At 40.4% G+C, this 12,646-nt stretch carries 9 protein-coding genes; 2 read left to right on the top strand and 7 right to left on the bottom strand.

Annotation, left to right across the window (positions count from 1 at the left end):
• Positions 1 to 1,032: 1,032 nt before the first annotated feature.
• From BW935_RS14990 to BW935_RS14980, 3 genes are all read right to left on the bottom strand, one after another.
• Positions 1,033 to 1,500 carry a hypothetical protein gene (locus BW935_RS14990; RefSeq protein ID WP_076502597.1) on the bottom strand — a complete coding sequence of 156 codons (468 nt, stop codon included), beginning with the start codon at positions 1,498 to 1,500 and terminating at the stop codon, positions 1,033 to 1,035.
• Positions 1,501 to 1,596: 96 nt separating this feature from the next.
• Positions 1,597 to 3,330, bottom strand: coding sequence for a DUF6044 family protein (locus BW935_RS14985; RefSeq protein WP_076502596.1), 1,734 nt, complete (start codon positions 3,328 to 3,330; stop codon positions 1,597 to 1,599).
• Between the two features lie 49 nt (positions 3,331 to 3,379).
• Positions 3,380 to 4,597, bottom strand: a complete 1,218-nt coding sequence (locus BW935_RS14980) for a hypothetical protein (RefSeq protein WP_076502595.1) — start codon at positions 4,595 to 4,597, stop codon at positions 3,380 to 3,382.
• 203 nt (positions 4,598 to 4,800) lie between these two features.
• Here BW935_RS14980 and BW935_RS18785 point away from each other — a divergent pair, with 203 nt between their 5' ends.
• Positions 4,801 to 4,923, top strand: a complete 123-nt coding sequence (locus BW935_RS18785; RefSeq protein ID WP_262484370.1) for a hypothetical protein — start codon at positions 4,801 to 4,803, stop codon at positions 4,921 to 4,923.
• 485 nt (positions 4,924 to 5,408) lie between these two features.
• Complete coding sequence (locus BW935_RS14975; protein WP_076502594.1) at positions 5,409 to 9,749, top strand: hypothetical protein; 4,341 nt, start codon at positions 5,409 to 5,411, stop codon at positions 9,747 to 9,749.
• A gap of 2 nt (positions 9,750 to 9,751) precedes the next feature.
• Here BW935_RS14975 and mnmD read toward each other — a convergent pair whose 3' ends face one another.
• The 4 genes from mnmD to BW935_RS14955 form a co-directional block, all read right to left on the bottom strand.
• Entirely contained in the window at positions 9,752 to 10,432 is a 681-nt protein-coding gene (gene mnmD, locus BW935_RS14970) for a tRNA (5-methylaminomethyl-2-thiouridine)(34)-methyltransferase MnmC2 (protein ID WP_076502593.1), read from the bottom strand.
• A 2-nt stretch (positions 10,433 to 10,434) separates the two neighbouring features.
• Positions 10,435 to 10,917: a 2-C-methyl-D-erythritol 2,4-cyclodiphosphate synthase gene (gene ispF / locus BW935_RS14965; protein ID WP_076502592.1), complete on the bottom strand. Its 483-nt coding sequence runs from the start codon at positions 10,915 to 10,917 to the stop codon at positions 10,435 to 10,437.
• Between the two features lie 170 nt (positions 10,918 to 11,087).
• Complete coding sequence (locus BW935_RS14960) at positions 11,088 to 12,329, bottom strand: M16 family metallopeptidase (RefSeq protein ID WP_076502591.1); 1,242 nt, start codon at positions 12,327 to 12,329, stop codon at positions 11,088 to 11,090.
• Positions 12,330 to 12,428: 99 nt separating this feature from the next.
• On the bottom strand, positions 12,429 to 12,632 hold the full coding sequence (locus BW935_RS14955; RefSeq protein ID WP_076502590.1) for a heavy-metal-associated domain-containing protein: 204 nt from the start codon (positions 12,630 to 12,632) through the stop codon (positions 12,429 to 12,431).
• Positions 12,633 to 12,646 lie beyond the last annotated feature (14 nt).

The following is a 12,646-nucleotide window of genomic DNA, read 5'->3' as shown; positions in this document are numbered from 1 at the left end:
GAGTTATTTGGGACACAAAGAGCGCAAAGGAACACAAAGATCTCTAAGGATTTAATTTTGTGAGCTTTGTGGGTCTTGGTGAGTTTTGTGTCGCTTCTTTTTTTTGGGACACTAAGAGCTCTATGAAGCACGAAGAGCACTAAATTTGGTTCCCCGAGGGATCGGGATGCCCCGAGGGATCGGGATGCCCCGAGGGATCGGGGTGTTAAGCGTGGGGGGATTTAGTTATTAGGTGAATGGTTATTGAGTTATTTGGGACACAAAGAGCGCAAAGGAACACAAAGATCTCTAAGGATTTAATTTTGTGAGCTTTGTGGGTCTTGGTGAGTTTTGTGTCGCTATATTTTTATTTTGCTCGCTTAATCGATTAAGCATATAACCGACTAAACATTGAAAACGGCTTCGCCCTTTCAGTCACAGGGTTTGTGCTTAGGGGGTGGTTGAGTAATTTTTTTACTCGGTTGAACAAATTTAGGGAGTTGGGGGAATTATGCAAATAAATGGGAGTGAAATGAGGGAGGAAATTAGGGAAGAGGGGAAAGGTTAAAGGAGGACGGAACGTTAAGAAATGATCCCATTGGATCATTTTAGTGACGGGCCAGGTTGTAGGGTTGGTTCCCCGAGGGGTCGGGGTGTCCCGAGGGATCGGGAGAAAAAGGGGGAAGGATTTCTCGCAACGGGCGCAACGAAATGACGCGGAGAGCGCAACGGAGGTGTAGGGAGGAAAAGGTTAAAGGAGAAAAGTAAACCACTAATTACACGAATTGGACTAATTAAATAAACTATTTTGGATTTGAGAGGAAAGAATTAATTGACGAAGTTCAAATTAGCTTGAGGCGTTTCTTAATTTGGAGCGCTGAAGCGCTGGGATTAATACGAATAGAAAGGGAAAGGATGAGGGAGGAATTTTGAAGGGGTACGAAGTACGAAGTACAATCCGCCACGGCGGACAAGTTGAACCAAGTATAGGGGGAAGGATGAGGGAGGAAGGGGTGCATTTTGAAATGATGAAAAGCAAATTGGTTTTAGGTTTTACCAGTGTTTTCTGTCTAGGTAGTTGTTAAGTTTATAGTTTTTAGTATATGGAATGGTATCAGCTGAAGTTGGGCCATCGATCTTGAGTACAACTGGTCCCGTTTGATGAATCATTTGAAGGCGTTGATTATGCGCTTCATCAGCATCTTCTAATATTTCATAGGATAAGTGGGAAAAGAAATTTTGATTATATCTGATAGGTGGTAAATAGACTGTATCAGGTCTGCCTTGATGCGCTGATAATACGATATGCCGGTGCTGAATCTGTCTGTATACATCTTGGCTGCCTTGCCATTGACTGAACGCAATGATCAAAAATACTATCGTAGCTATAACTTGCCCATGGATCCATGATAATCGAAATAACTCTAGCTTCACACGAATGGCAAATCCGAATGTCAGCGTGAGGACAAAAACCAAAACCTGAAAATGCATTCCCAAATAGTTGATAACTGCATTTGGCATGATTGCAAATGGTAATAGTGATGCTAAAGCAGCAACTAAACCTAGGAGCCAAAATCGATGATGTTTATTTTTTTCAAGCTGAATTTTAGTTTTGGTTTATTGGATTTCATAAAGGTGAATGATCCATGCTGATCTATCATGTTCAAATGTATTGATTAATTCTAGTTTGGATTCATTGATTATCAAGTCAGCGGATAAAATAAAAGAGCAACCCATTTCTTTGAGTTTTTCATAATTGTATTTCGGTGCGTCTATTGAAGTAGGTTCAAACCATTTGAGCCTCATAAAATCGTCATTGTTTGTATGATTAAACATATAGGCTTTGTTTCCCCAACCTTTAAAGTGCCAATAGAGCCAATTTTTACGATCATCAGCACCTAATTCATCTTTGATGATTTCATAAAACTCATTTTTATAGCGCAGAGGGTAATTTCCTGTGTAACCATCTAGGGCATGTAAACCATTGAAAGAGGCGATGGCTGGATGCATACCAACACTTACCACTTTATAATCTTGATGTCCTAATTGATGTAGAAAATCTTTGATTTCTGTGAATTGTTCTTCTGCAAAAAATTGTTTAAAAGTTGGGTATTTGTTCCCAATGCCAACAATTGGTTTTAAAATTTTATTTTTTGTATTATCATCTAGCACTAAGAAGTTATAAGTTAGTAGAAGTGTAATTAATAACCATCCATATTTTTTTAACTGCATGTGCCTGGTCATTTGATCCACGATCAAAATAAAGGCAAAGATTAAAAATGGATAAATCAGATAATAGAATCTTTCGAAGCTAAATTGGTTGATTTTCTCAATAATCGGTAGTTTTTCGATTAATGGAATGTATGTCAACAATGACGCTATAAGCGCTACGAAATTCACCCCTATAAAGACTTTTAAAAGAAAAATGTATTTGTTGCTTTCTGTTTTGAAATAGTTAGAAAAGATTAAATAGCCCAATAAAGTAAAATAAAGAATAGGAGATATTAATACTGCGTGAATTTCTCCAAATAGCAACAAATGTTTGAGTTTGTATCCTACATTCTTATGATACCGTCCAAAGCTGTATATATCGTACTCAATTCTGTGGGGAGTAAACCAGTCTCTTTGAAAAAAGTAAATGTCAAACATTCTGTAATTGAAAAGCAAATATGTCACAGTCAAAAATGATAGCATTAACCAGTAGTTTCTATAAGCAACCTTCTGGGTAATAAGGGTATATAAGCCGTAAGCTGCTAGTATTAAAACCAAGAAAATGCCATTGAGGTGAAAATAAGAATAAAAGCAAAGCACTAGAATGAGCAGGATTATAGGGAAACTGATTTTGCTTCCCTGGCTTAGCTTATAAAACACCCAAAATACAGATGGTGTCAAGGCTAGACCAATACCTGCTTCTGGCCAGAAAGGAATGCAAGCCCAGCATAGGGCATACAGGAATTTGGGACCTTGCATCCAGTCATGTGAAATCTTAGTAAGAAAATGATAAGCGCTGACATAGGCTGTCAAATGAATCAGCAGTTTATTGATCAGGATGGCTTGGTAAGGTGTCAGCAAGTAAAACAACCATGTTTTCAGATAAAACTCTGAAGCAAAGGAGCCTCTAGGCAGCACATCTAGCATGCCTATGATGGGATAATCATTGGGCTTAAGGATGGCATTGTGATCTATCAGGAGCTTGAACCAATGGATGACTAGTTCGGTGTAATCATTGGCATACCAAACACTGTCTTGACCAAGTATGATGTAGGGTGAATAGAAAATGATAACAATAGCTAGACCAAACCAAAAATGTTTTTTCTTCCAAATAAGGGTCTTTTTATGATAATCTAGCATAAAATATTTGAATGGTGATTGAATCCATTTTAGTCGTTTTGAAAATTCATTATTTCTCCATCTCAGCCCGCTTCCTCTCCTCTTCCTCCACGATTCTGTTGTAGATTATTGCGCGTTTTTTGATGCGCTGTGTTTTTTGCCAGTCCATGAAGGCGACGATCACAAAGAGCATGAAGTACATGATTTGGCTTTTTTGTCGGATGATGATGCCCAAGTTGGACATGATGTAGGTCATGGAGATCGAGATGGAGATGAATACCACGCCGGACATTTTGACCATGGATGGGGCTTCCTTGATGTAGGTGATGAAGTCCTTGCTGAATATTTTGCTAAACATGTAGATGTAAAGGGCATTTTCCATGCTGACGATTATACCAAGTAAATTTGGTGAATCTATGAATAGTGGGCGAAACCAAAAAGTGAAGAGCTTCATGGGTAAGCTGTAATTGTTCATGTCTACGGCAGAGCCTGCTGAATAGCTTAGTCTATGGGCATTTAATGCAGCCTCCTCTTGAAAGGAGTCCAGTAAGTTATTGGGATCATAACCTAAGTAAAGGATGATACTTTCATACATGACAATGGAAAAAACTACTCCTGCTAGCGCTACCAAATATTTCTGATAAATGGGCACTTTTTCTTTGCCTAAGACAAAACCCACCGCCATTCCGATCAATACTGCTACCAAAATATGAGGGCGAACCATGTATGATAAGAAGCCTCCGATGATCAGGTGAGGGATTCGTTTTCCAGGCCATGATAAGCCGTAAACTAAAAATCCTAATCCACAAAATATAATCGCCCCCTTGCCCAAAGATGCTGTCCAGAAGTGCATGTTGGGTAAAAACATGAAGATGGTAATGGCATCCCAGCCTTCGAACTTGGGGTTGAAGCGGAGGTTTTCTTTGATGAATAGGTAAAAGTAGACAAATCCTAAGTACCCAAACCAGGTAAAAAGGAACATTGTCATTTCATAATTGAAATTCAGGTATCTGATAAAGGGGAAAGCAAGCCACTCCATGAAGTCAGTACCCGTATGAAAAGCATCTGACCAGTTACGCCAATATGTTTTCGTTTTCATGTAATATGCATGGGAATCAGACCGATTGAAAAGTGCATAGGTGTAATAGACTCCTCCAAAAAACATGTGGTACCAGAAGAGTTGGTTCAATAGTCCTGCCTTGAGCCATTTGTGTTTGGCTTGAATGCTGCTCAATATGGGTTGAGTCAGGAAGAAAAGAAATAGGATAAGCAGAAGCGCACCAAACATGGGGATAAATATAAGGAAAAAGGGACGAAGTAAAATAGGAAGAGGGAAGGGTGAAGGGGGAACCACTAATTACACGAATTATACGAAGGGGGAAGGAGGAGAGATGAGGAAAACTAGGGATTACAGTTTTTGAAAAGTCAAAGCAATATAAAAAGCCTGAAGGGCTTGAACCATAAATAGCCCCGGGTGAAAACCGGGTGGATATGGGGAGTGTTAGTTTGGATAATATTTGTGACCCTGGAGGGGTCGAATTTGGAATGGCTGGATTTGAAGAAAGGAAGGAGGAAATTAGGGGACAGGGGTACGAAGTACAAAGTACCAAGTAAGGGATGAAGGTTGAAGGGGGTAGACAATGTTCAATTGCCCCGAAGTGTCCGGGTTGCTTAACTGTTTAGGGTTAATAGTTAAACGTTAAGAGTTAAAGTGTTGATCGTGGAGGAATTGTGAATTTACTGGGTTCCTTCGTTGAACAGTTAACATTGAACGTTTAACGATAAAGAATCTTGGTTGAATTAGGAGAGAGGAGGATAAAGATTAAAGGGTCACAGTAATTTTTTTGGAACACTAAGAGCGCGAAGGAGCACTAAGAACTCAAAGATGCTTTTTTGAAATATGGGTTCTCGCGGCGATCGCAACGTTGACGCAGCGAGCGCAACGGAGGGGATTGTAGCCCCGAGGGGTTGAGGTTGGTTAGTCTCCTAGAAATCTTTACAATCCGTCTTGGTAAAGATTGGGTTTCTTGAATATTGCCTAGCGCTATATTGTTTATTTCCGAAGGTTTTGTATTACTTTTACTTTAGTGGAAAAAGGTATGACTGAACCAACAGCACAGTACAAAACTTGGAAATTGAGGGCTCTAAGATACCTTAAGCCTGCAGGAATCGTCCTTGCAATCCTGTTGGTGCTGCAGGTGGTGACTTACTTTTCTTCTGACTTTTTCCTAAGAAATTACCTTAAGAAGAAAGTTTCTCAAGCGTCTGAGGAGAAATATGAAATTGATTTTGACCGCTTTTACATTTCTCTTTTTGCTAGAGGGGTGATTTTTGAAGGCTTGAGCCTCAATCCCGTGGAAGATGCTTTTGAGGAGTTGTCATATATTCCTTATTACAAAATTGCTGTACCAAAAGTATCACTAACAAGGCTATTTTACCTTTTTGGTAAGCGTGAGTTTCAGATCGGTTTGGTTAAATTAAGTGATCCTTCCATAGAGTTTAAGCTTCAGGAGGACCTGGAAGAACTTTTGGAGGAAGGAGAAACTTCCCCCTTGATGTTGCTTGAAGAAGAGATCAAGAAGACCTTTGGCGACTTGGGACTTCGAGAGATTAGGATCAAAGAACTATTGGTAGATGAAGCAGATCTATTGTTAAAGAATTTCATTTCCCAAAAGTCCATCAAGGTCGATCATGCTGATATTCGCGTAAAGGATATTCAGCTCCTTCAGGAAAGAAGTCCACAGACCCCCTTCAATGCAGCAGGTTTTGCCATAGATTTAGATAATTTCGAAATCCTTCTAGCCGACAGTGTCCATACGATTCAGGCCTCCGAAGTGCATATTTCCTCGTTGGAGCAATACATCGAGGCGAAGAAAATCAGTATTTCCCCTGATTTGTCAAAACCGTCTTTGAGCTATTTTCAAGTTGAATTGGCAAACCTCCGGCTTACAGATGCTGATGTGAACAAGGTGTTTTATACTTCTGAAGTGGATGTTGGATCCTTGAGGTTGGTTAGACCGGAATTTAACCTTTATTCCACGCCAAGAGAGGTCAAATCTGATAAGGGAATTTTTGATCTTTATGAATTGATAGAAGGGATACTCACTTCCATACAGATTGCTGATTTGGTCATCGAGGAAGGGAAGTTTACACAAAGAAATGTCTCAGATACTGAGCATCACCGTATCAAAGCAGATCGGATAGATTTCGAGATGAAAGATGTCTATGTCGGTCCAAATGAATCTCTGAAGAAGAATCAATTCTTCTATGCACAAGATGCTGCTGTGAAATTGCATCAAGTAGAAATTGCGCTAGGGGATGAAATCCACAGAATTACGGGTGATTTTGTTTCTCTTTCTTCTTTTGATGATGCTATTCAAGTGAAGGATGTCAGGATCTCACCTACGGCAGAGGCGGAGGAAGATGAAGAATTGACCATTTTTGAAATTCATGTTCCAGCCTTAGACATCCAAGACTCCAATCTCAAAAAAATCTATAATCAGGGGATTGTAGACATTGCAGAAGTGATGATCAATAGTCCGGAAATCATCCTTAGAGATGTCAAAACTGGCAATGGAAATCAAAAACCATTTGACCTTCAGGCACTCACACAAGATTTTTTGCAAGCAATCTATGTCAATCGACTGGAAATAAAAGAAGGGTCACTTGTAGTGGATAACAACCTGAGGGTTAGACAGGATAGTCTTTCATTTGGTACAGTAAATTTAGTGCTTGAAAAATTTGCCTTGGATGACCAGGCAGGTAAAAATAGCAAAAGTATTTTTTTAGCGGAGGCATTACAGATTGAACTGAAAGACTATGCGCTCAAGCTATCCGATAACCTACATGTTTTCAAAGCATCCAATGTTTATCTTGACACCAAAGCATCATTAGTCAGGATTGAGGGTTTTTCTATTCGTCCCTTTGACAGGGATCAGATTCAGAATGTACTGGACCGATATGATAAAAACACAGTAATTGACATTTATGTCCCTCGTTTCTTGGCAACAGGGGTAGACTTGAATAAGGCCTATTTTGGAGGTGTGCTCAAAATCAAGCAGATCAGGGTTCCTTCTCCCAAAATCAACGTGTATAGCTATAGGCAACGGGAGAGGTCGGAGGATGAAAAAGTAGAGCAGCAAGATGTGCTAGAATTGCTTCAGAATTATTTTACTGCTGTGACAGTAGACTCTTTGATCTTACAGCGCGGGAGTTTGAACTATGAAAACTATGTGAGGGAGAATATCAGGACTTTTTCGGAAGACAACGTCTCTATCGCAGTCAAAAACTTCAGCGTAGATCAAAACACCAAACCTGAAGACTTCCGATTACTATTTTCAGAGGAAGTAGACTTGGGGCTGAACAATTATGTTTTCAGTATTGCCGATGGGAAATATAACATCGTGGCAGACCGCATTAGCTTCAATACGGCTCGAGAAGAAATCATTACCAGCAATGTACAGCTTCGCCCAAGCAACAATATCTTAGATAAGACGAGGATATCGGCCAATATCCCAAGCCTTTCATTTACGGGAGTGGATTTAGAGCGCTTTCTTTTTGATAATGAATTGAGCTTAAGTAAAGTGAAGTTTTCGGGTTCCTCTGTGAACTTATTGATTAACAAAGATTTTGATGATACTGATGAAGTGGAGTCTAGCAGGAGAAGAGATAGAACACTACCTAAGACGATCAATCTGATTAGTATTGACACCGTCACTGCAGAAAATGCCAATTTCAATTTGTCATTTAGAGAAAATGGGGTCAGGAGTGAGCTAGTCGATACAGGGATCAATTTGTCCATTTATGACTTTATGCTTGACTCTGCTACTTTGAGTAAGGGGGATATTTCAGGGTTTTTTGGAGGATTGTCATTGGCCATTGATGAGTTTTGGCTGACATTGCCAGATAGTGTGCATCGTGTGACATTCACCAAAGTAGAATTGGATACGCGCTACGAGGGTATTTTTCTGAACAACTTAAGGATTATACCTTACACCTTGTCAGGAAAGCCAGGAATACCGGTCATATCTGGCCATATACCCACTGCCTTGATCAAGACCGAGGCGGTATCAGATGTGCAATTCAACAAGGATCTTTTGATCAGTGAATTGAGGCTTTTCAGGCCTGATATTGAGATTTTCTTAGATGATGCCAAAAAACCTGAGCAAGAGCCACTTGAAGGTGAGCAAGATGCTAAGACTGTATTGGAAACTATCAAGGTTGATGAGTTTGAGATTGTAGATGGAAACCTGGCTTTCTTTGACAAAAACTCCTCCAAGGAACCGCAGTATTTCAATAAGCTTAACATCAGTTTGAAGGATTTAGACATTGATTTGGAGGAAATGTCTGGATTTGATCAGGCGGCCTTGTTGAAAAAGGAGTTCAAAGTCAGCTTACCTGATTATAAGCTTTACACCAAAGACAGCATGAAGGTGCTCACCATTGGATATGCATTGATCAGTCAGGATCAGATTCAGCTTCAGAATGTAAGTATGAAGCCTCGCTATGGGAGATTTGCTTACACAAGGAAGATGAATAAGGAAATAGATGTCATGGAGATGATGATTCCAGAGATCTTGATCTACTCACCCAATCTGGAGCGACTAGCAGATAAGCAGGAGCTCCAAGCATCCTTGGTCGAAGTGATAGATTTGGAAGCATCAATATTCAGAGACAAACGCTTTCCGCTTCCCAAGGATCAATACAAGATGATGCCGCAGGAATTGATGCAGCAAGTGGGTTTTGTTGCCGAGATTGACACCTTACAATTGATCAATGGTAAGGTGCGCTATACTGAATTCCCGGAGAGGGGACTTGTGCCAGGGGAGATCTATTTTTCAGAACTCTATGCAGCGTTGTATCCCTTCCATTTGGGGAATGACCCAGAAGATTTTTCTTTGGAAAAGAGCTATATCCTTGCGATGGGCAAGCTCAATGGGCAAGCAGATATTAGCCTCCAAGGTCAGATGCGCTACCAATCACCTTACCCTATGCAGATCAATGCGCAATTAGGAGCATTTGATTTCGATTTGATCAATTCTATCCTAGTGCCAAATGCATTTGCACAAGTTCGTGAGGGGCGCGTCCATGGTGGTGATTGGTCGTTTACAGCGGATAATAAAGATGCCCGAGGAAGTATGGTGCTATCCTACAATGACCTCAGGGTAGATTTGCTGGATGAGAGAACCCTAGAGTTGGGAAAAGGTAGGAAGCGTATCCTTACTTTTGTCTTGAATACTTTTGCTTTGAAGAGTCATAATCCACGGAAGTTTCCGAGGAATACGGTCAAAGGTTCCATCTATGAACCTAGAGATACTGAGAAATTCATATTCAATTATTGGTGGAAGACAACCTTTTCGGGTTTGAAGGGCACCTTTGGTTTTGGTCAGTCACGCCCGCCCAAAAAACTTCCAGTCTTAAAAAGGAAAGAAGAGGAGTAGTTTTATTTCACGGCTCTTGTCATTTCTTTTTTTCCTGGAGGGCCCGGTAAGGTCTCTACTGTAAGACCTAAGTCTTTTAGATCTCGTTTGAGCTGTCCCATGGCGCAGTAGGTAGTGAAAATACCACCTGAATTCATACTTTCCGTCACCTTTTCTAGCATGGCTTTGGTCCAGAGTTCTGGCTGCTTGCTGGGCGCAAATGCATCGAAAAACACCACATCCGTAGGATAAAGTTGTACCTCCTCTAGCGTGGTGATGTCTTTTTTCATATTGAAATATTCTGAGACAATTGCGCCTTCATTCCAAGGAGCTTGATGTAGCCTTTCAAAATAAGGTTTGTAATGCATGATCGTCTCATCTACCTCGGTATAGTTGAGCTGGCTGTAGATTTCCTTTTCCAATGGAAATGGCTCAATGCTGTGATACAAAACAGGGATTTTGTTTTGCTCAGCCCATACCAAGGTGAGCCATGCATTCAAACCTGTTCCAAATCCGACTTCAAAAATCCGAATAGGCTGTACCCCTGGATTTCTCATGAACCAAGTTTCCAAGCCATATAGCATAAACACATGAACAGACTCACGGTATGCGCCATGGAAGGAGTGGTAGGTTTCGTTCAACCCTGCATGATATAGGGAGTGTGAACCGTCTTCGGTGGTGATGATTTTAATTTCTTGAGACATACTTAAGCTTTTTCAATCAGTACAGCACAATAAGCAGATACACCTTCTTCTCTACCGACGAAGCCTAGCTGCTCTGTGGTAGTTGCTTTGATGGAGATGTCTTCCTCATCGATACCCATGACCTCCGCCAAGCATTTTTTCATTTCAGGAATATGAGGGTTTACTTTTGGGATTTGTAGACAGATGGTAGAATCAATATTCCCCACTTCATAGCCTTTTTCCCGAATTAGTTTCATCACATCTCTGAGTAGGATTTTAGAATCTATGCCCTTGTATTTTGGGTCTTTATCCGAAAAATGGTAGCCAATGTCCCTCATGTTGGCCGCACCTAGCAAGGCATCACAGATGACATGAATGAGTACATCTGCATCAGAATGTCCTACGGCACCTTTTTCATGGGCAAGCTTGATCCCGCCGAGCCAAAAATCATAGCCTGCTTGTAGCTGATGCACATCATAACCAAATCCAACTCTTATCTTTTTCATTTTTCTTGTAAGGAATCTTTATGTCAATTTTTTATTGATCGATACTTTTAACTTGAGCTTAATACTTGAATTTCAGCGTCTAATTGGTATATAATTTACCAACATCATCTTCGCATTAGCGGTATAAATATCAATGAATAACTATACCATACTCACTCAAGATGAATAAATTATTTATTTACACTTTTATAATATATCACCGAAGCATTTTCTTCTTGTAATATTGTGTTGGCCCAATGGATGATTTTGTCCGAAGGAATGCGGGTTTTGATTTCGTACTCCTCTTGGTAATAGTTAGGGTTGCCCAAATGGGCGTAATATGCCAAGCTCATGGCCCTATTCAACAATTGGATGGATTCGTAGGTTTTCATGGCTTCAGCTTGATTTTTCACTTTCTGAAGAATAGTATCTGAAATCTTACTGCTTTTGAAAGCTTCTACCACCTCATCCAAAGCCTTCTCCGCCTCTTCTGCTGATCGCCCTTTCTCCATTTTGCCAGAGAAGACCATTAGTCCAGGATCTACTGTTCCGAGGATATAAGCGCCAATTGAAGCGAAGGTGTGTCCATTTTTGACTAGCTGCTGTTCAAGGATAGAAGAGCGACCAAATCCAATGATATCCGTGATCAGATCAGCCTCAAGGTAACCTTCTTGCATCTTGCCTGGCATGTGATAGACCTTATAAAGTGCATCAGTAGGCACTTTAGCTGCTACAATTTTGGTTTTTTTCTTGACTTGAGGGAGCTCTGTGGGGATGGTTTTTTTGGGGATAGATCCAGAAGGGATCTCTGCAAACCATTTTTCACTCAAGCGCTTGACTTCTTCCAGGGCGACATCACCTGCCACAACCATAATGGCATTGTCAGGACGGTAATGTGTGAAGTAGAATTCCTCTACATCTTCTTTTTTATAATTGACGATGTCTTCTATCTCTTTGCCAATCGTAGGCCATTGATAAGGGTGACGGTCATAGGCTAGTCCTCTGATATGATGGAAAATATCCCCATAAGGCTGATTGAGGTAACGCTGCTTGAATTCCTCAATGACTACTTTTCGCTGGGTCTCGATGGTTTTTTCTGTTAGGGCTAGGTTCATCATTCTGTCTGATTCTAGCCAAAAAGCCGTTTCCAAATTCACTGCAGGTAGCGTGATATAGTAATTGGTGATGTCAGTATTGGTAAAAGCATTGCAAGAACCACCGACCTTTTCCAATGCCGTATCAAAGACAGGGATATGCTTGGTACTTCCAAACATCAAATGCTCAAAATAGTGAGCAAGCCCTGTTTTACCTTCGATCTCATTGCGTGATCCTACCTTGTAGAGGATATTGACTACGGCAATCTTGGTGCTGTGATCTTCATGCACGAGCACTTGTAGGCCATTATCCAGTACAAATTGTTGGTAATTGATCATAGGATTGTTTTGGGCAAAGCTAATAAAATAAACATGAAATAGGCAGCCATTTTGAATCGTCCTATTTACGTTAAGTTTAAATTTAAAGGAATTGTTTGATTAGATAGCTTCAGCTTTGTAACCAGCTTTTTCCAAGGCTGAGATGATTTCCGCAGTACTTTGTGCTCCTGAGACAGTTAGTATTCTATCAGGGTGGCTCAAGTCTACCTTCCACTCAGCATTTTCTAATTTTGACATTTCTGGTGTGATGGCCGCTACACAAGCGCCGCATTTCACGTTAGTTTTGAATTGTTGTGTTTTCATATTATTGTTGATTA

Origin of the sequence: Belliella pelovolcani (assembly GCF_900156785.1) — a bacterium.
Taxonomy (GTDB): Bacteria; Bacteroidota; Bacteroidia; order Cytophagales; family Cyclobacteriaceae; genus Belliella; species Belliella pelovolcani.
This window is presented reverse-complemented; position numbering and strand designations above follow the sequence as displayed.

Excerpts from the sequence above, each read along its gene's own strand:
- BW935_RS14955 (WP_076502590.1), bottom strand. The coding sequence starts at position 12,632 with ATGAAAACACAACAATTCAAAACTAACGTGAAATGCGGCGCTTGTGTA.
- ispF (WP_076502592.1), bottom strand. The coding sequence starts at position 10,917 with ATGAAAAAGATAAGAGTTGGATTTGGTTATGATGTGCATCAGCTACAA.
- mnmD (WP_076502593.1), bottom strand. The coding sequence starts at position 10,432 with ATGTCTCAAGAAATTAAAATCATCACCACCGAAGACGGTTCACACTCC.
- BW935_RS14960 (WP_076502591.1), bottom strand. The coding sequence starts at position 12,329 with ATGATCAATTACCAACAATTTGTACTGGATAATGGCCTACAAGTGCTC.
- BW935_RS14980 (WP_076502595.1), bottom strand. The coding sequence starts at position 4,597 with ATGTTTGGTGCGCTTCTGCTTATCCTATTTCTTTTCTTCCTGACTCAA.
- BW935_RS18785 (WP_262484370.1), top strand. The coding sequence starts at position 4,801 with ATGGGGAGTGTTAGTTTGGATAATATTTGTGACCCTGGAGGGGTCGAA.
- BW935_RS14985 (WP_076502596.1), bottom strand. The coding sequence starts at position 3,330 with ATGCTAGATTATCATAAAAAGACCCTTATTTGGAAGAAAAAACATTTT.
- BW935_RS14990 (WP_076502597.1), bottom strand. The coding sequence starts at position 1,500 with ATGCCAAATGCAGTTATCAACTATTTGGGAATGCATTTTCAGGTTTTG.
- BW935_RS14975 (WP_076502594.1), top strand. The coding sequence starts at position 5,409 with ATGACTGAACCAACAGCACAGTACAAAACTTGGAAATTGAGGGCTCTA.